General features: G+C 69.2%; 17 protein-coding genes and 1 pseudogene. 14 read left to right on the top strand and 4 right to left on the bottom strand.

From position 1 onward, the window contains the following. A pseudogene (locus MCHUDSM44219_RS31380) lies at window positions 1-1,115 on the bottom strand (hypothetical protein); the annotation flags it as partial. On the opposite strand from MCHUDSM44219_RS31380, the gene MCHUDSM44219_RS25265 reads away from it, so the two are divergent. From MCHUDSM44219_RS25265 to dosR, 4 genes are all read left to right on the top strand, one after another. Next, complete coding sequence (locus MCHUDSM44219_RS25265) at window positions 1,093-1,452, top strand: hypothetical protein (RefSeq protein ID WP_112744682.1); 360 nt, start codon at window positions 1,093-1,095, stop codon at window positions 1,450-1,452. The pseudogene MCHUDSM44219_RS31380 and the gene MCHUDSM44219_RS25265 sit on opposite strands and share 23 nt — an antisense overlap. Before the next feature lie 768 nt (window positions 1,453-2,220). Next, complete coding sequence (locus tag MCHUDSM44219_RS25255; protein ID WP_048421020.1) at window positions 2,221-3,216, top strand: Acg family FMN-binding oxidoreductase; 996 nt, start codon at window positions 2,221-2,223, stop codon at window positions 3,214-3,216. Further along, a complete protein-coding gene (locus MCHUDSM44219_RS25250) occupies window positions 3,213-4,037 on the top strand; it encodes a universal stress protein (protein ID WP_048421019.1) in 825 nt (274 codons plus the stop codon). Before MCHUDSM44219_RS25255 ends, MCHUDSM44219_RS25250 begins: the two co-directional genes overlap by 4 nt. A gap of 31 nt (window positions 4,038-4,068) precedes the next feature. After that, on the top strand, window positions 4,069-4,719 hold the full coding sequence (gene dosR / locus MCHUDSM44219_RS25245) for a hypoxia response regulator transcription factor DosR/DevR (RefSeq protein ID WP_048421018.1): 651 nt from the start codon (window positions 4,069-4,071) through the stop codon (window positions 4,717-4,719). 14 nt (window positions 4,720-4,733) lie between these two features. Here dosR and MCHUDSM44219_RS25240 read toward each other — a convergent pair whose 3' ends face one another. Beyond that, complete coding sequence (locus tag MCHUDSM44219_RS25240; RefSeq protein WP_413783652.1) at window positions 4,734-5,723, bottom strand: Acg family FMN-binding oxidoreductase; 990 nt, start codon at window positions 5,721-5,723, stop codon at window positions 4,734-4,736. A gap of 105 nt (window positions 5,724-5,828) precedes the next feature. Then, the gene (locus MCHUDSM44219_RS25235; protein WP_048421016.1) at window positions 5,829-7,466 is read right to left on the bottom strand and encodes a glycoside hydrolase family 13 protein; all 1,638 of its coding nucleotides are present in this window, start codon (window positions 7,464-7,466) and stop codon (window positions 5,829-5,831) included. A gap of 123 nt (window positions 7,467-7,589) precedes the next feature. Here MCHUDSM44219_RS25235 and MCHUDSM44219_RS25230 point away from each other — a divergent pair, with 123 nt between their 5' ends. The 6 genes from MCHUDSM44219_RS25230 (at window position 7,590) to MCHUDSM44219_RS25205 (ending at window position 14,314) form a co-directional block, all read left to right on the top strand. Further along, window positions 7,590-8,612 carry a LacI family DNA-binding transcriptional regulator gene (locus tag MCHUDSM44219_RS25230; protein ID WP_048421015.1) on the top strand — a complete coding sequence of 341 codons (1,023 nt, stop codon included), beginning with the start codon at window positions 7,590-7,592 and terminating at the stop codon, window positions 8,610-8,612. 114 nt (window positions 8,613-8,726) lie between these two features. Further along, entirely contained in the window at window positions 8,727-10,037 is a 1,311-nt protein-coding gene (locus MCHUDSM44219_RS25225) for an extracellular solute-binding protein (protein ID WP_048421025.1), read from the top strand. Further along, a complete protein-coding gene (locus MCHUDSM44219_RS25220; RefSeq protein WP_048421014.1) occupies window positions 10,034-10,978 on the top strand; it encodes a carbohydrate ABC transporter permease in 945 nt (314 codons plus the stop codon). The genes MCHUDSM44219_RS25225 and MCHUDSM44219_RS25220 overlap by 4 nt, the downstream gene beginning before the upstream one ends. After that, on the top strand, window positions 10,975-11,808 hold the full coding sequence (locus MCHUDSM44219_RS25215) for a carbohydrate ABC transporter permease (protein WP_048421013.1): 834 nt from the start codon (window positions 10,975-10,977) through the stop codon (window positions 11,806-11,808). Before MCHUDSM44219_RS25220 ends, MCHUDSM44219_RS25215 begins: the two co-directional genes overlap by 4 nt. 2 nt (window positions 11,809-11,810) lie before the next feature. After that, entirely contained in the window at window positions 11,811-13,031 is a 1,221-nt protein-coding gene (locus tag MCHUDSM44219_RS25210) for an ABC transporter ATP-binding protein (protein ID WP_048421012.1), read from the top strand. A gap of 20 nt (window positions 13,032-13,051) precedes the next feature. Continuing rightward, window positions 13,052-14,314: a DUF4032 domain-containing protein gene (locus MCHUDSM44219_RS25205; RefSeq protein WP_048421011.1), complete on the top strand. Its 1,263-nt coding sequence runs from the start codon at window positions 13,052-13,054 to the stop codon at window positions 14,312-14,314. Window positions 14,315-14,336: 22 nt separating this feature from the next. On the opposite strand, the gene MCHUDSM44219_RS25200 is transcribed toward MCHUDSM44219_RS25205, so the two are convergent. Then, window positions 14,337-15,281: an anti-sigma factor RsbA family regulatory protein gene (locus tag MCHUDSM44219_RS25200; RefSeq protein WP_053081378.1), complete on the bottom strand. Its 945-nt coding sequence runs from the start codon at window positions 15,279-15,281 to the stop codon at window positions 14,337-14,339. Window positions 15,282-15,466: 185 nt separating this feature from the next. Between MCHUDSM44219_RS25200 and MCHUDSM44219_RS25195 the strand changes: the two genes are divergently transcribed. The 4 genes from MCHUDSM44219_RS25195 to MCHUDSM44219_RS25180 form a co-directional block, all read left to right on the top strand. Beyond that, window positions 15,467-15,871: a TOBE domain-containing protein gene (locus MCHUDSM44219_RS25195; RefSeq protein ID WP_048421010.1), complete on the top strand. Its 405-nt coding sequence runs from the start codon at window positions 15,467-15,469 to the stop codon at window positions 15,869-15,871. Then, window positions 15,868-16,626, top strand: a complete 759-nt coding sequence (gene modA, locus MCHUDSM44219_RS25190; protein ID WP_048421009.1) for a molybdate ABC transporter substrate-binding protein — start codon at window positions 15,868-15,870, stop codon at window positions 16,624-16,626. Before MCHUDSM44219_RS25195 ends, modA begins: the two co-directional genes overlap by 4 nt. Further along, window positions 16,623-17,438, top strand: coding sequence for an ABC transporter permease (locus tag MCHUDSM44219_RS25185; RefSeq protein ID WP_048421008.1), 816 nt, complete (start codon window positions 16,623-16,625; stop codon window positions 17,436-17,438). Before modA ends, MCHUDSM44219_RS25185 begins: the two co-directional genes overlap by 4 nt. Continuing rightward, on the top strand, window positions 17,435-17,815 hold a 381-nt coding region (locus tag MCHUDSM44219_RS25180), incomplete at its 3' end, for an ATP-binding cassette domain-containing protein (protein WP_048421007.1). The genes MCHUDSM44219_RS25185 and MCHUDSM44219_RS25180, both read left to right, overlap by 4 nt.

Here is a 17,815-nt window from a genome sequence, read left to right as displayed (position 1 = left end):
GGAACCGGAGGCGTCACCACACTCGACGAACCCTGCACCGGCACGCCCGGCACACCCGGAGCCGGCGGCGTCACCACCTCCACCGACGAGCCGGCAGGCGTGGCAGGCGCCGGCGGAGCCGGCGGTGAGAACGTCTCGACACTTCCGGCCGACGGCGTCGCGGGAGCGGGCGGCGCAGGCGGAGAGAAGGTTTCGACTGAATTAGCGATCGGCGTCGCAGGCGCGGGCGGCGCAGGGGGCGTCACCACACCCGAGGAACCCTCCACCGGAGCACCCGGAACACCCGGAGCCGGCGGCGTAACACCCTCAACCGACGAACCCACCGGCGTCGCCGGCACACCCGGGCCCGGCGGCGTCACCACACCCGACTCCCCCGCGACCGGAGCACCCGGAACACCCGGAGCCGGCGGCGTAACACCCTCAACCGACGAACCCACCGGCGTCGCCGGCACACCCGGAGCCGGCGGCGTCACCACACCAGACTGCCCCCCGACCGGAGCACCCGGAACACCCGGAGCCGGCGGCGTCGCGTCACCGGCAGCCGCGGCGATCGGAGCACCGGGCGCGGGGACACCTGCGGGCGGCACGGCACCCGCCTCGCCCACGACAGGCGCACCAGGAAGACCCGGGGCCGGCGGCGCAGCCTCGCCGCCGGCGGCAGCGAGCGGCGCACCCGGTACGCCCCCGCCCGGGGCGGCCGCGCCGGCAGCAGCCTCGACAGGAGCTCCTGGCGCCGGAAGTCCAACGGGTGCAACGGTTCCGGCATCGCCGATGACCGGAGCGCCGGGAACACCGGGGGCCGGAGGCGTCGCAGCCCCAGCCGGAACACCCACCGGCACACCGGGAACACCCGGTGCCGGAGGCGTCGCAGCCCCAGCCGGAACACCCACCGGCAGACCGGGAACACCCGGTGCCGGAGGCGTCGCAGCCCCAGCCGGAACACCCACCGGCGCACCGGGAACACCCGGGGCCGGAGGCAGCGCCGCACCGGCGTCACCGATGACGGGAGCGCCCGGGACGGGCGGTGCCGGAGGGCCGGCATTGACGACGGGCGTGCCGACCGGAGCGCCCGGAACCGGAGGCAGGGGCGGCGTGCCACCGCCGGTGGAGTTCACCGCGGGCACACCCGGCACCGGGGGTGCCGGAGGAGTCGCACCCGCGGCGGGCGTCACGACGGCCGACGGCGGCTGGGGCGGCAGCGGCGGTGTGCCCGCCCCAGCCGAACTCCCCACGGGGACACCCGGCGTGCCGGGGACGGGCGGCGTCACACCCGACGACGACGTGGACACCGACGCGGGTGGGCGCGGGGGCACGGGCGGCAGTCCGGCCGACGACGAACTGGCCGGCGGCACCACCACCGGCGGGGTGGGCTGGCCGGGACCGGCCGTGAACGAGTTGGCGGCTTCATGCAACGCCTGCGGAATGTCGGCGGGATGCGTCGCGATTTGCTGAAGGATGCCCACGCACGGGACGCCGCCCCGGGTGGGATCGGCGGCGGCCAACGGACTCAACACCGGGGCGGTCAAGAACATCCCCGCGCTGCCCATCATGACAACGACGATGCCCTTCTTGGTCCGTGACATGCGCTCCCAGTCCTTTTGCGTCGTTCTGCGAATTTCGATCACCTGCTGGGCTTACTGAACCGACAATTTGCGAAATCGCCGACGCGACAAATCCGGCGTTATCCAACTGTTGCCAAGGAGAAGCGTTCCCGTTGTGGACGCACCCCCGTGAGCTGGGGAAACTCCGATCCGCCGTTCGACGGTTCTGCCAGTCGCGCATGGCGTCTTCACCGCCACGCCTTCGCGGCGGACACCAGCCGTTTCGCTATCCGGCCAGGGCAGCCGCAGGCACCGCAAACCCGCCGCACGGAGGCGGTCACCCTGCCGGCGCGCGATGACCCCGCGATCCCGCCTGCCTCGCCCACTGCTCCCGCGCCGCGCCGGGCGCCACCCGCAGCGGGCCTGGCGCCACGAATCACCGGTCCAACCCCGACGTTGCTGACCGGTGCCAGACGGCCGTGAGACCGAAATGCGGTCTATCGCCACAGCGGCGGGGTGAACCGCCTGAATCGATTGCCGGACAACACGTTCGATGGCGGGGTCCACGCTACGGGCAGACGGCGGTCCGACGGCACTCGTCACACGGTTCGAGGACCATTGGCCCTGTTTGCCGGCCCGGCCCGCCGCGCACTGTGGGAGGAGACGAGGTGGAGGTGAGATGCCCACGACGCAGATCAGGTCCGAACTGATCGTCGATGCGCTGCAGGTGGCCTGTCGGGCACCGTCTCTGCACAATACGCAGCCATGGCGTTGGGTGCTGACCGACCACGGCGTGGAGTTGTTCGCCGATCCCTCCCGCCACGCGCGGTCCGCGGACAGCAGCGGACGTCAAGCGGTGATCAGCTGCGGCGCCGCCCTACACCACTTCCGCGTCGCGATGGCTGCCGCCGGATGGGACACCACGGTGCGGCGCTTTCCCGACGCCGAGGATCCGCTACACCTGGCCACCGTCGAATTCACGCCGTCACCCTCGATCTCCGAGGACCAGAAGCGTCTCGCCGACGCGATCCTGGCGCGGCGCACCGACCGCCTCCCCCTGGCCGAACCGTCCGAGGTCGAGAACCTCCTCGACGCGCTGAACACCGACGACGACCACGGCGGCACGGTCAGCTTCGACCTGGTGGCCGAGGAGCTGCGATCGGCCCTGGCCGAAGCATCCTCCCTCACCGACACGGTGCGACTTCACGACAGCGACTACCACAACGAACTCTTCTGGTGGACAGAGCAACTGGTGTCCAATGACGGAATTCCGCTCAGCGCGCTGATCTCCGCACCCGAAAGTGACCGCGTCGATGTCGGGCGGACCTTCCCGGTCATCAGACACCCGGAGCGTCGTACGGAGATCGGCGAGGACCGATCCCGGATCCTGGTGATCTCCAGTGCCGACGATTCACCGGAGAGCGTTCTACGGTGCGGCGAGGCACTTTCCCGGGCGTTGCTGGAGGCGACGATCGCCGGCTACGCCACCTGCACGCTGACCCACCTCACCGAATTGCCCTCGGGACGGGACGTCGTCGCATCGCTGATCGACGGCGACGCGATCCCGCAGGTACTGATCAGAGTCGGGCTGGCGCCGGCACTGGAAGCCGCGCCTCCACCGACACCGCGTCGACACATTCGCGACGTCGTCGAAATACGCAGGGGGTCAACATGATAGAGAGCGCTCCCGCACCATGCGTGGTGGTGGGGATCGACGGATCGCCGGCGGCGGTCGACGCCGCGCTGTGGGCGATCGACGAAGCCATCGACCACGATGTCCCGCTGCGGCTGGTCTACGTCATCGACAGCCCGGACTCCGACACGGTCGACCCGCAGGATCAGGCACGCCGCCTGGCCACCGCGGAGGTGGCCGTCCGATACGTCCTGACGGCGGTGGAATCGACCGAGCGGCCGGTCAAGATGGAAGTGGAGATCTTGCAGGGCCGGCCGGTGGAGGCACTGTTGGGGGCCGCCCGCACCGCAGTCATGCTGTGCGTCGGCGCGCGCGGCCTGCGACACGCCACCAACGGCCGCATCGGCTCCACCGCGGCCGCACTGTCGAAGTCGGCGCACTGCCCGGTGGCCATCGTCCGCGCTCACCGGCCCCATGCCAACCGCGACCGCGCCGTGGTCATCGAAGTCGACGACAACGCCGCGGGCAACGCCGTTCTGCATCGCGGCCTGGAGGAGGCGCAGCGCCGGCACGCGCCGGTGCGGGTGCTCGCGCCCACCCACACCTTCGCCGACGTGCAGGCCCACTGGGAGCGCCGACTCGACGAATCCCGGCGCCGTTTCCCGCAACTGGACATCTCGTCGGTCAGCAGGCACGGCGACGCACTCGACTACCTGGCCGCCAACGCCGGCACGATCCAACTGGTGGTCACGGGGCGTACGCGTGCGGGCGGACTGGGGGCTCTCGTCGGGGCGCAGGGCAACGCCGCGCTGCGCGACACCGACTGCTCGATCCTGGTCTGCGGACCGCACAGCGCACTGTGAACGGGTGCCCGATCGCACAGGGGATGACGGCATGGTGAAGGTTTTCCTGGTCGACGACCACGAGGTGGTGCGGCGCGGTCTGGTCGACCTGCTCAGCGCCGACCCGGAACTCGACGTGATCGGCGAGGCGGGCTCGGTGTCCGAAGCCCTGGCCCGCATCCCGGCCCTGCAACCCGACGTCGCCGTGCTCGACGTCCGGCTACCCGACGGCAACGGTATCGAGTTGTGCCGTGACCTGCTGTCCCGGTTGCCCGATCTGCGCTGCCTGATGCTGACGTCGTTCACCTCCGACGAGGCCATGCTCGACGCGATCCTGGCCGGCGCCAGCGGCTACGTCGTCAAAGACATCAAGGGTATGGAGCTGGCGCGAGCGATCAAAGATGTCGGGTCCGGACGCTCCCTGCTGGACAACCGGGCCGCGGCGGCGCTGATGGCCAAGCTGCGCGGCGACGGACAGCCCAGCGATCCGCTGTCCGAGCTCACCGAACAGGAACGGGTCCTGCTCGACCTGCTCGGTGAGGGCCTGACCAACAAACAGATCGCGGCCCGGATGTTCCTCGCCGAGAAGACCGTCAAGAACTACGTGTCGCGGCTGCTGGCCAAGTTGGGCATGGAGCGCCGTACCCAGGCCGCCGTCTTCATCTCCAAGCTCGAACGGCGCAAGCGGCCCGGCTCGGCCTGAGCCGATCCCGCCGCTCAGTCCAGCGGCGAACCGTCCAGGTAGGCAACCACATCGGACAGGTCGCGGCGCGGTGTCGAAGGCAGCGGGTCGGCATTGATCGGCGCCCACCCTACGCGCAGCAGCATCTGCGGATGCGCGTCGGTCCCGAACACGTCCTCCCGCAACGCCTCCCGGGTCCGCGCCACCTCCAGCGGCTCGGTGATCGGGCAGCTCGCCAGCCCCAGGGCGGTCGCCGTCAACAGCACCAGGCTGGTGGCCTCTCCTGCCCGTAACCACGCCATCGCGTCGTCGTCGCGGGTGCCCAGCGCGAGGATCACGGCGTGCTCATCGGCCGGATCGGTGTGCAGCGGCTGGGTGAGCACGCCGACGAAATGCCGCGCGGGAACGCGCGCCACCCCGTCGGGTCCGGGCACACTGCGAGCCGGCACGCCGCTCATCGCCGCGTATCGCCCACTCCACCGAGCCAATTCGGCGAGGTACTCCTCATCGGATTCGTGGAAGCGCGCCGCCTCACCGGCGAGACCGGCGAGCCCGTCGAGATCGGCGATGCGGCGCAGCACGATTCCCGCGCGCGCGGCCCTGGCCCCCATCAACACGACGTCGCCCCGCGGCACCGGCCAGGAGCTGTAGTGCCGCCTGTCGGTGCGCCGGCGCGGTATCGCCGCGGCCAACGCAACATCCAGCTCGGACGCCGGATAGCTGTAGAGCGTCAGCGCCGCCAGGTGATCGGGATCGGCCGGATTGGGAAAGCGCGTCACCTTGGCCTGCCAGCCGAGCGCCGCCAGCGCGACGACGCAGTGGTTGAGCGCCGCCCCGCAACTGAGCATCAGGTCGCGGCCGTCGGGGTCGGTGTGGGGCAACTGCAGGCTCGGATCGGCATAGAGGTGCAGGGTCTCCTCGCCGACACGCCACCGCCACGGCTGCGAGTTGTGCACCGACGGCGCACGCGTCGCCAGCGACAGCGCGGACCGCAGCGTTTCGGTGTCGGGAAGCTCCGTCATCACTGTCACCCTCTCGAGCGTTGTTCCGCCCTCCAGAGTGCGTCGCGCCGCCGGTGTTTGCGGAGGGCACAAAGGCCTCTCTCCGGTCGGCCAGTGGACAGGTTCTCGTCAGGACCGAAGCCACACCGCGGTGTCCGGAGGCAGCACGGCGCCGACGCCGGGGGCCGACGCCAGCACGACCGACGCCGTGTCGGGCAGCGGCACGGGGTCCTCGCCGGTGTTGACCCAGCACTGGGCGCCCCCGCGCTCGAAAGCGGCGACGTCGGCGTCGGTGGTGAGCCATTTCACGTCGCCGGCGTCCCGCCACAGCGTCGGGCGCACCCGCAGCGCTTCGCGGTAGAGATTCAGCGTCGAATCCGCATCGCGTTCCTGGGCCTCGACGCTGTATTCGCCCCAGTGCGCGGGCTGCGGCAGCCACGTGCCGGACCCGGACGCGGACCCGAAACCGAAGGGGGCGTCGGTCGCCATCCACGGCAATGGGATTCGGCACCCGTCACGGCCGACGTCGGTGAAACCCGACTGCACCCACGTCGGATCCTGCCGTACGTCGTCGGGGAGGTCCTCGACCTCCTCGAGGGCCAACTCCTCGCCCTGGTAGACGTAGGCGGTGCCGGGCAGCGCGAGCTGTACCAGCGCCGCGGCCCGGGCGCGGCGCCTGCCGATGACGTGGTCGGGGTCCTCGTCGGCCCATCGGCCGCGCTCCCAATCGGTTTCGATGAGGTGCGCCGGCTGGGAGCGGGAGAAGCGGGTCACGGTACGGGTCACGTCGTGGTTGGACAGCACCCACGTCGGCGGCGCGCCAACGGTGGCGGCGGCGGCGATCGCGTCGTCGACGACCGCGCGCAGCACCTCCGCCCGCCAGGGCGCGCGCAGGAAGTCGAACTGGAAGGCGGTGTGCAGTTCGTCGGGCCGCAGGTAGCGTGCCAGGCGCTCGTTGCTGGGCACCCACGCTTCGGCGATGAAGATGCGCTCGGGGGTGTAGCGCTCCGCGACCGTTCGCCAGCCCCGGTAGACGTCGTGGACGCCGTCCTGGTCCCAGGCCGGATGTGCGGCGTGGTGCTGGACGAGGGTCTGCGCGCCATCTCCGGGGTCGGGCGCGTCGGGAAGTCCGGCCTCCTTGATCAGCCCGTGCGCCACGTCGATGCGGAAACCGTCCACACCGCGGTCGAACCAGAAGGCCAGGATGTCCTCGAATTCGGCGCGCACCTCGTCATGGTCCCAGTTGAGGTCCGGCTGCCCCGGCGCGAAAAGGTGCAAGTACCACTGCCCGTCGGCGACCCGGGTCCAGGCGGGTCCGCCGAAGACGCTCTGCCAGTTGTTCGGTGGCGTGTCGCCGTTCGGGCCGCGGCCGGCCCGGAAGTGATAACGCTGCCGCGCACCGGGCTCGTCGGCCAGCGCCGCGCGGAACCAGGCGTGCTGATCGGAGGTGTGGTTCGGAACGATGTCGAGCAGCACGCGGATGTCGAGCGCATGCGCCTCGGAGATCAGCGCCTGCGCCTCGGCCAGGGTGCCGTAGGAAGGTTCGATGTCGCGGTAGTCGGCGACGTCGTAGCCCGCGTCGGCCATCGGCGACGGATACCAGGGGTTGATCCAGATCGCGTCGACACCCAGTTGCGCCAGGTACGGGAGCCGAGCGCGCAGCCCCTCGATGTCGCCGATGCCGTCGCCGTTTCCGTCAGCGAAGCTGCGAATGTAGACCTGGTAGACCACAGCGGTCTTCCACCAGGACGGCGATGTGGGGGTCACAGCGATACTCCCTTCACAGCAGGGCTGCGTAAACGTTTTCGCCAATAGATTCCCTGTTCCGACGCAGACTGTCAATCTCGATTCTCGATACGTAAATATTTACGCTGCGCTACGATCGGTGCGATGATCCCCAAGCAGACGGTCAACATGACCGACGTCGCGCAACGGTCGGGTGTCTCGATCGCGTCGGTGTCGCGCGCGCTGCGGGGCCGGCCCGGGGTCTCCCCCGCCACCCGCGCGCGCATCCTGTCGGCGGCGCGCGACCTGTCCTATGTCGTCTCGCCGGAGGCCTCACATCTCGCGGGGGGAGCCACCGGCCGCGTCGGAGTCGTGGTGCCGCGGGTGGACGCATGGTTCTACTCGACGATGCTGGCCGGGATCGCCGGCGAATTCGACACCGTCGGTGTCGATCTGGTGCTCTGCGCGCTGCCGGATGCGACCGCCCGGCACCGCTTCTTCGAGTCACTTCCGTTGCGGCGCAAGGTCGACGCGGTCATCGTCGTGTCCGTGCCGCTGACCGCCCGCGAGCACACCCGCCTCGACCAGCTCGGGCTGCCCACCGTGTTCGTCGGGGGCGATCACCCCGACGGGAACCAACCGTGGGTCGGTGTCGACGACGAACTGGCCGCCCAGCAGGCGGTCGGGCACCTGCTGCGCATCGGGCACCGCGACATCGCGATGATCCAGGCCGGTGACCGCGAGGGCACGCGGTGGGCCACCGACGAGGCCCGCATCCGCGGCTTCCACCGACAGCTCGGCGACGCGGGTCTGACCGACCCGAACGTGGTGACCGTCGAGTGGGGCATCGACGGCGGCGCCCGCGGGATGGAGATACTGCTGAGCCGCCCGCTGCTACCGACCGCGGTGTTCTGCCATTCCGACGAGATCGCCCTCGGCGCGCTGCGCACCCTGCGGAAGTCAGGAGTGTCTGTCCCACAGCAAATCTCGGTGATCGGTGTGGACGATCACCCGGCGGCTGACCTCAGCGAACTGACGACAGTCGCGCAGCCGGTCCGCGAGCAGGGGCGGATCGCGGCGCAGCAGGTGCTCGCACAGCTGGATCCCGAGGCACCCGAGACGGCGCCGACGGTGACGACGCTGCCGACCCGGCTGGTCATCAGGGGCTCCACCGCCCCGCCACGCTGAACCCGCTGCCCCATCAGCGATGTGAACTGTGACACACTCGTCGACGTACCGAATGTGCTGCCCGTGGCCCCATCCGGACTCGGGCTGGTTGCAGGCTTCTCGAACGAGGACGTGATGAAACGAATTCAGTTCGCCCGCGAGCGACGTCGCCGCGCAATCGCGCTGGCCAGCGCGCCTCTGGTCGCGGCAACGCTGTTGTCCGGGTGCGGGAGCAGCGGCGGGCCGCCCACGCTGACCTGGTACGCCATGCCCGACAACGGCGGCGCAGCCACGCGGGCACAACAGTGCGCCGACGCATCCGGGGGCGCCTACAAGGTCGCCATCGAAACCCTCCCGGCCAACGCCACGGGGCAGCGCGAGCAGATGGTGCGCCGCCTGGCGGCCAGGGACTCCTCGATCGACGTGGTCAGCGTCGATGTCGTGTTCACCGCAGAGTTCGCCAACGCCGGGTTCCTGCGGCCGTTCACCGACGAGGAGAAGGCTCGCCTGACCGAAGGCATGCTGCCCGCTCCCGTGGAGACCGGGATGTGGGATGGCACCCTCTACGCGGCGCCGTTCAAGTCCAACGCCCAGCTGCTGTGGTTCCGCAAGTCGGTGGCCGCCGCCGCAGGCGTGGACCCCACGAGTGAGAACTTCACCTGGGACGAGATGCTCAAAGCCGCTGTCGGCCAAGGTAAGACGATCGGTGAGCAGGGCGCCCGCTACGAGGGCTACATGGTCTGGATCAACGCGCTGGTGCTCTCCGCGGGCGGCGAGATCCTCAAGGACGCCGACGCGGGCCGCAACGCCACCCCGGCGCTCGACAGCCCAGCGGGGCTCAAGGCCGCCGAGATCATCGGCAACCTGGCACGGTCGAAGGCCGCCGCACCCGACCTGTCCAACGCGCAGGAGGAGAACGCGCGGGCCTCGTTCCAGACCGGCCAGGGCGGCTTCATGCTGAACTGGCCGTACGTGCTGGCCGCCGCCCGCGGTGCCGCTGAGGAGGGAACCCTGGATCAGGCTGTCGTCGACGACATCGGCTGGGCGCGCTACCCGCGGGTGTTCCCGGACAAGCCCAGCGCGCCGCCGCTGGGCGGAGCGAACCTCGGTGTCGGCGCGTACTCGCGCCACCAGGATTTGGCCGCCCAACTCATCGAATGCGTGAACGCCCTGCCGAAAGCCACGCAGTACATGATCGACGAGGGCGAACCATCGCCGTACGCGGCCTCCTACGACGACCCGGCGGTCCGTGAGAAGTACGAAAACGCCGACCTGATCCGCGAGTCGATCGCCGACGGCGGCCCCCGGCCACTGACCCCGTTCTACGTCGACGTCGCCGGCGCCATCACCCAAACCTGGCATCCACCCGCTTCGGTCACCGCCGAAACACCGAAGAAGTCCGACCAGTTCATAGCTGATGTGTTGGCGGGAAGGCGCTTGCTGTGACCCAACTCGAATCGACACGGTCGAGCGCACCCGGCCAGAACAAGCCCGGGAAGCCGGCCGTCAGTGAACGTGTCCGCGGCGAACGACGGCTGGGGATGTACCTGACGCTGCCGTCCTACCTGGTGATGATCCTGGTCACCGCGTACCCGCTCGGCTACGCATTGGTGTTGTCGCTGTACAACTTCCGGCTCACCGATCCGCAGGGCCGCAGCTTCGTCGGGTTGAGCAATTACCTGGTGATCCTGACCGATCCGGTCTGGTGGCAGGACTTCCTCACCACCTTTGTGATCACGGTCGTCACGGTCGCCGTCGAACTGGTGGTGGGCTTCGGGTTCGCCTTCGTCATGCTGCGCATCGTCCGCGGCCGCGGACCGTTGCGCACCGCGATCCTGATCCCCTACGGCATCGTCACCGTGGTGTCGGCGTTCATTTGGCGCTACGCGTTCGCGATCGACGCGGGGTTCGTCAACCAGTGGCTCAACCTGGGCGCCTTCGACTGGTTCGGCGACCGCTGGTCGGCGATCTTCGTGATCTGCCTCTCGGAGATCTGGAAGACGACCCCCTTCATCTCACTACTGCTGCTGGCCGGGCTGGTTCAAGTGCCCGAGGACATGCAAGAAGCGGCCAAGGTGGACGGGGCCACGGCCTGGCAGCGACTCTGGAAGATCACGCTGCCGAACATGAAGGCCGCCATCATGGTGGCGCTGTTGTTCCGCACCCTGGATGCCTGGCGCATTTTCGACAATCCGTACGTGATGACCAACGGCGCGAACAACACCGAGACCATCTCGTTCCTGGCCTACCGCCAGAACGTCACCCTGGTGAATCTCGGTATGGGGTCCGCGGTTTCGGTCGTGTTGTTCTTCACCGTCGTCGTGATCGCGTGGATCTTCATCAAGGTGTTCAAGACCGATCTGTCTCAAGTCAGAGGTGATGCGTGAACTCCGCGAAAACCGATCGGCGATGGACCATCGCCGGCCTCATCATCGTCGCCTACAGCTTCTTCCCGCTGCTGTGGATGATCAGCCTGGCCTTCAAGCCGCCGTCGGACATCGTGTCGGGCACCCCGCAGTTCCTGCCGACGAAGTTCACGCTGGACAACTTCGCCCAGATCTTCAGCAATCCACTGTTCACCAGCGCGCTGATCAACTCGATCGGCATCGCGATCATCGCCACGATCATCTCGGTCGTCATCGCGATGTTCGCGGCGTATGCGATCGCACGTCTTGAGTTCCGGGGCAAGAAGGTGCTGCTGTCGCTGGCGCTGGGCATCGCGATGTTCCCGCAGGCGGCCCTGGTCGGCCCGTTGTTCGACATGTGGCGGGGGCTGGGCATCTACGACACCTGGCTGGGCCTCATCATCCCATACCTGACTTTCGCGCTGCCTCTGTCGATCTGGACCATGTCGGCATTCTTCCGGCAGATTCCCTGGGAGATGGAGCATGCCGCGCAGGTGGACGGCGCGACCGCGTGGCAGGCGTTCCGCAAGGTGATCGTGCCACTGGCGGCGCCGGGGGTGTTCACCACCGCGATCCTGACATTCTTCTTCTGCTGGAACGACTTCCTGTTCGCCATCTCGCTGACATCCACCAACAGTGCCCGCACCGTGCCCGCGGCGTTGGCGTTCTTCCAGGGGGCCTCGTACTTCGAGTCCCCGGTGCCTTACATCATGGCTGCGTCGGTGATCGTCACGATCCCTGTCGTCATCCTGGTCCTCGTTTTCCAGCGTCGCATCGTCGCCGGCCTGACCTCCGGCGCAGTGAAGGGATAACCATGGCAGCAATCACCATGCGCAACATCGTCAAGAAGTACGGGGACGGATTCCCGGCCGTCAACGATGTCAGCATCGACATCGCCGACGGCGAGTTCATGATCCTGGTCGGCCCGTCGGGGTGCGGGAAGTCCACCCTGCTGCGGATGATCGTCGGCCTGGAGGACATCACTTCGGGCGACATGATCATCGGCGACACCCGCGTCAACGACAAGGCGCCGCGCGATCGCAACCTGGCGATGGTGTTTCAGAACTACGCGCTGTACCCGCACCTGACCGTGTTCGAGAACATCGCCTTCCCACTCCGGTTGTCGGGCAAGCTGTCCGACGACGAGATTCGCAAGCGGGTCACCGAGGCCGCCGACACGCTCGAACTCGGCGAGCACCTGGACCGCAAACCGGCCAACCTGTCGGGCGGTCAGCGGCAGCGTGTCGCGATGGGGCGTGCGATCGTGCGCGAGGCCGATGCGTTCCTGTTCGACGAGCCGCTGAGCAACCTCGACGCGAAGCTGCGCGGCCAGATGCGCACCGAGATCCTGCGGCTGCAGCGCAAGCTCGGGGTCACCACCGTCTACGTCACCCACGATCAGACGGAGGCGATGACCCTGGGCGACCGGGTGGCGGTGCTGAAAAAGGGCATCCTGCAACAGATCGCGAGCCCGCGCGAACTCTACGATCAGCCGGTCAACCTCTTCGTCGCCGGATTCATCGGATCGCCCCCGATGAACTTCGTGCCCGCCAAAGTCAACGGCGACACGATCGAGCTGCCCTTCGTGACCATCCCGCTGCGGGACGAGTGGCGCGGTTCGCTCGAAGACGGCAAGGTCTACATCGCCGGAATCCGGCCCGGCGCGTTCGAGGACGCCGAGTTCGTCGACGAGCACAAAAAGTCTCGCGGCGTCACCTTCGACGTCACCATCGACGTCACCGAATGGCTGGGCAACGAGCAGTACGCGTTCGTGCCATTTGAGGCACCCGCCGAGATCGTCACGCAACTCGCCGAACTCGCGAGCGAGCTGGACAGCGAGCAAATGCGGACCCAGATCTGCGTCGAGCTCGATCCGCTGAGCCGAGTGCGCAACGGCGACAAGGCGACGCTGTGGCTCGACGCCGAGCGGATCCACCTGTTCGATCCGCAGAGCGGTGACAACCTCACCCGGACCGCCGCCGAGGAGCATGCTCCGGGCGATTCCGGCGGGCGCCACGCAGCGACCACCGGCTGAGACGCGGGTCCTCGACGCCGATGGCGGCTCCTGAGCTTCGGCTGCGGGCTGCGCGCCCCGAACTGCTGGCGCTGCCGTGGGATCGGGCGCTCGCCGAATGGACCGAGCCCGAGGTCCCGCTGCGCGACCTTCCGGTCGGACCCAGCCGGCACCTGGTCAAATTCGTCGAGTGCGACGGTGAGCTGTGGGCGCTCAAGGAGCTTCCCCCGCGCATCGCCGCTCGCGAGTACGAGGTGCTGCGCGCGCTGGAGGACATGGAGCTCAACGCCGTTCGTCCGGCCGGGCTGGTGTTCCAGCCCGACTTCGATACCGCGATCCTGCTGACCCGCTACCTCACCGGTTCCTGGCAGTACCGCCGGATGTTCATGCGACTGCCGCCCGACGCGCCCAAACACCGCGCCCGGCTGTTCGACGCGATGGCGACCCTGCTGGTGGAACTTCACCGGCACGGGGTGTTCTGGGGCGACTGCTCGCTGGCCAACACGCTGTTCTCCCGGGACGGGCAGGTGCTGCAGGCCTTCCTCGTCGACGCCGAGACCAGCGAGGTCCACCCGAGTCTGTCGAACGGACAGCGCACCCAGGACATCGACATCACCGTCGAGAACGTCGCGGCCGGGCTGCTCGACGTCGCGGCGCGGATCGAAAGACCGGATCTGGAACCGGGGTTCATCGGTGAGGCGCTGGCGATCAGGGAACGCTACGAGCGGTTGTGGGAGCTGTTGCACGCGGCGCCGACATTCGGCTTCGCCGACCGCTACCGCGTCGAGGGCACCATCCGCAAGCTCAACGACCTCGGGTTCGCCGTCGACGAGGTGTCGCTGCAGCCGGTCACCTCGGGCGCCGACGAACTGCGGTTGCACGTCGCGGTCGGCGACCGCCGCTACCACGCCACCGAACTGCAGCGCCTCACCGGACTCGTCGTCGGTGAGGGACAGGCCCGCATCCTGCTCGGCGATCTGCACGCCTACCAGGGGCAGTTGTGCCGCGAAGCCGGCCACGACGTCGACGAGCGCACCGCCGCGCAGCTGTGGGTGATGGAGGTCGCGACCCCGACGATGCACCGCGCACACGCCGCGGTCGGACGTTCGGGCACCCCGATCCAGGCCTACTGCGATCTGCTCGAGGTGCGGTGGCTGCTCTCAGAACGGGCCGGCCGTGACGTCGGTACCGAGCGTGCGCTGCAGGCGTTGGCGCGCAACGTTGTTCCGTCGGAGTCCGCAGCGCAGCTGATGATCGTCGAGACGCCGACCGAACCGTTCTCGGTACTCGACGACGACGACTAGTGCCGGACGCTACGGGCTCGCATCAATGCGGTTCCGCCACACGCAGATACGCGTGAATCGTCGTGCCGTCGACCCCGGAATGGCAGCGCACCAGGTCGGCGACGGCGTTGACCACCATCAGGCCACCGGGCGTCCCCGTGCCCGCGTTCGCGCCGTCGAGCGGGTCATCGAGGCGGGCGTGGTCGCGTGCCTCGCACGCCAGGTAACCGTCCGCACTCCAGAACGCGAGCCGACACGGCCCGGCGTCGTGCACCAGCGCCTCGGTCGCCAGTTCGGTCACGATGAGCCGCAGATCGATCAACTTCTCGTCGTCACAACCGAACCACCGCCCGTAGCGCGCGGCGAAGGTACGGGCGCGGTGGAGCTCGGCGACCGTGCGCACGGTGCAGCCCACCGCGTCGGCGGCCGCGTGCAGGGGCTCGTTGTACCGCCGCCACGCGTCGTCCGGCGCGAAGTGCGAACTGTCGGCCTCCGGCTCCCCGTACCGCCACAGCAGCGGATGGGTGGTGCGCGCATCGTCGAGGCGCTCGTCGGTCAGCGCGCCCGCGTCATACGGGCAGACCACCGTGACGTCCCGGCCGGTGAACGCGAGGTTGATCAGCGCTTCGTATTGCACACACGCCGGGTACTCGAGGGCCGAGCGCCCGTCCCAGACCGGCTCACCGATCATCAGCACCGGCTGGGGAACGCTCGCCTCGACGAATCGGCTCAGCACTCCGGCGAGGATGCCGCCCGGATTGCGTCCCGCCTCGGTCATGTCGATCAACGTGACCGCATTCTCGGACGGACCCAGCGCGGCGCGCAGCGCAGCCAGATTGGGGCCCGGGACTGCGACCAGCACACAGTGCCCGCTGTCGAGTGCGTCGATGATCGACGGCACCAGACAGTCGACGTAGGCCCTCAACGAGTCATAGAAGAACGCCGGGTGCCGGAAACGGTCGACGTCGGGATCAGACAGAACAGACAAGCACGGGCTCCCGACGTCGTCGACGCATCGGGTCGCTGCTCCGATGAATGACTTTGACACTACGCCCCCGCCGTCGCCTACGGTGACCGAAAATGTGACGGCGGCGGTGCGGCCACATCGGCGTTTTTGGGCCGCTGATAGGGTTGAATTTGATCAAATGGACCGCAGAAACGGAAGAACCACGGATGCCGGACATCAGGATCAGGGACGCGGCGGTGTTGCTCGGCGTCAGCGACGACACCGTGCGCCGCTGGATCGACGGCGGCGCGCTGCCGGCGTCGCGGGATGAATCGGGCCGCAAGGTGATCGCCGGTGACGTGCTCGCCGACTTCGCCCGGCAACACGCAGCGCCGCCACCCGACCCGGTCGGTGTCGCGAGTTCGGCGCGTAACCGGTTCGTCGGACTCGTCACCGAGGTGCGCTCGGACCGGGTGATGAGCGAGGTGCAGATGCAGTGCGGGCCGTTCACCGTGGTGTCCCTGATGAGCACCGAGTCCGTCCGCCAACTCGGTCTCGAGCCCGGCGTCGTCGCCGTGGCCATGGTCAAGGCCACCACCGTGATCGTCGAGACCGCGGGCGGAACCTCATGAGGGCACCGGTGAAGGCGGTGATCGCGGCCGCGGCGGTCGCGGTGCTCGGCGCAGCCTGTTCGTCGCCGCAGACCTCGGCCGGCGACGAACTCATGGTGTTCGCCGCGGCATCGCTGAAATCGACGTTCACCGATCTGGGCGCGCGCTTCGAGAAGGACAACCCCGGCACGACCGTCAGATTCAACTTCGCCGGTTCGTCGGATCTCGTCGCGCAACTCACCCAAGGCGCACCCGCCGACGTGTTCGCCTCCGCGGACTCGGCCAACATGACCAAGGCGGTGGACGGCGGCCTGGTGTCCGGTGAGCCCGTCGCGTTCGCCGCGAACACCCTGATCATCGTCACACCGCCCGGAAACCCCAGCCGCGTCGCGACATTCGCCGATCTCGCCCGCCCCGGCATTCAGGTGGTGATCTGCGCGCCGCAGGTGCCGTGCGGCGCCGCGACCGACAAGGTCGAGAAGGCCACCGGGGTCTCCCTCACCCCGGTCAGCGAGGAATCCTCGGTCACCGACGTGCTGGGAAAGATCACCTCCGGCCAGGCCGACGCGGGGCTGGTGTACGTCACCGACGCCAAGGGCGCCGGGGACAAGGTCACCTCGGTCGCCTTCCCCGATGCAGCGCGGGCCGTGAACGTCTACCCCATCGCTGTGCTGAATCAGGCCCGATCGCGTTCGGCCGCAAAGCGTTTCGTTGATCTCGTCACCGGATCCCGGGGTCGCGACGTGCTGGTCGCCGCAGGTTTCGCCGAACCGTGAGAGCCCGGCCACGCGCGGGCGGTGCGGTGCCCGTCGGCCTGCCGGCCTGGATCTACCTGCCCGCACTGATCGGCGCCCTGTTCGTGGTGGTCCCGCTCGTCGCGATCCTGCTGCGGATCGACTGGCCACACTTCGTCCCCCTCGTCACCTCGGAATCCGCCCGCGCGGCACTGACTCTGAGCATGAAGACCGCAGCGGCGAGCACGACACTGTGCGTCGTGCTCGGCGCCCCGATGGCGCTGGCCCTCGCGCGCGGCCGATTCCCGGGCCGCTCTGTCGTGCGCGCGCTGGTGCTGCTGCCGCTCGTACTGCCGCCGGTGGTCGGAGGCATTGCTCTGCTCTACACCTTCGGCAGGCAGGGCCTGCTGGGCCACCAGCTCGAGCTGCTGGGGGTGCGCGTCGCGTTCTCCACCACCGCGGTGGTGCTTGCCCAGGCCTTCGTGTCGCTGCCGTTCCTGGTGGTGAGTCTCGAGGGCGCGCTGCGTTCCGCCGGGTCGGGCTACGAGCACGTCGCGGCCACGCTGGGCGCCCGGCCCGCCACCGTCGTGCGCACGGTCACCCTGCCCCTGGTGTGGCCCGGCCTGATCTCCGGGGCGGTGCTGGCCTTCGCACGGTCGCTGGGCGAGTTCGGCGCCACGCTGACCTTCGCCGGCTCGCTGCAGGGCGTCACCCGGACGCTGCCCCTGGAGATCTACCTGCAGCGCGAGACCGACGCCGACGCCGCGGTGGCGCTGTCGCTGCTGCTGATCGCCGTCGCTGCCGTGATCGTCGTGGCCTCCGCCGGCCGCCGTCTGACGGGCGCGCTGCCGTGAGCGGCGTGCACGTGGCTGCCCGGCTGCGGCAGCGCGGGCTCGACGTGGACATCTCGGTCGCGGACGGCCAGGTGCTGGCCGTCCTGGGCCCCAACGGGGTCGGCAAGTCCACGCTGCTGCAGATCGTCGCCGGGCTGGTGAGACCCGACAGCGGCCGTGTCCAGATCGGTGACGACGTCGTGACCGACACACGGACAGGCGCTTTCGTCCCCGCACACGCCCGGGGCGTGGCGCTGCTCGCCCAGCAGGCGATGCTGTTCCCACACATGAGCGTCGGCGCCAACGTCGCCTACGCGCCCCGCTGCCGGGGGCTGTCCCGCGCGGCGGCGCGCGAGCAGGCCCGCCACTGGCTCGACGCCGTCGGCGCCGGCGAGCTG

The sequence above is a fragment of the Mycolicibacterium chubuense genome, assembly GCF_001044255.1.
Lineage (GTDB): Bacteria > Actinomycetota > Actinomycetes > Mycobacteriales > Mycobacteriaceae > Mycobacterium > Mycobacterium chubuense.
This window is presented reverse-complemented; position numbering and strand designations above follow the sequence as displayed.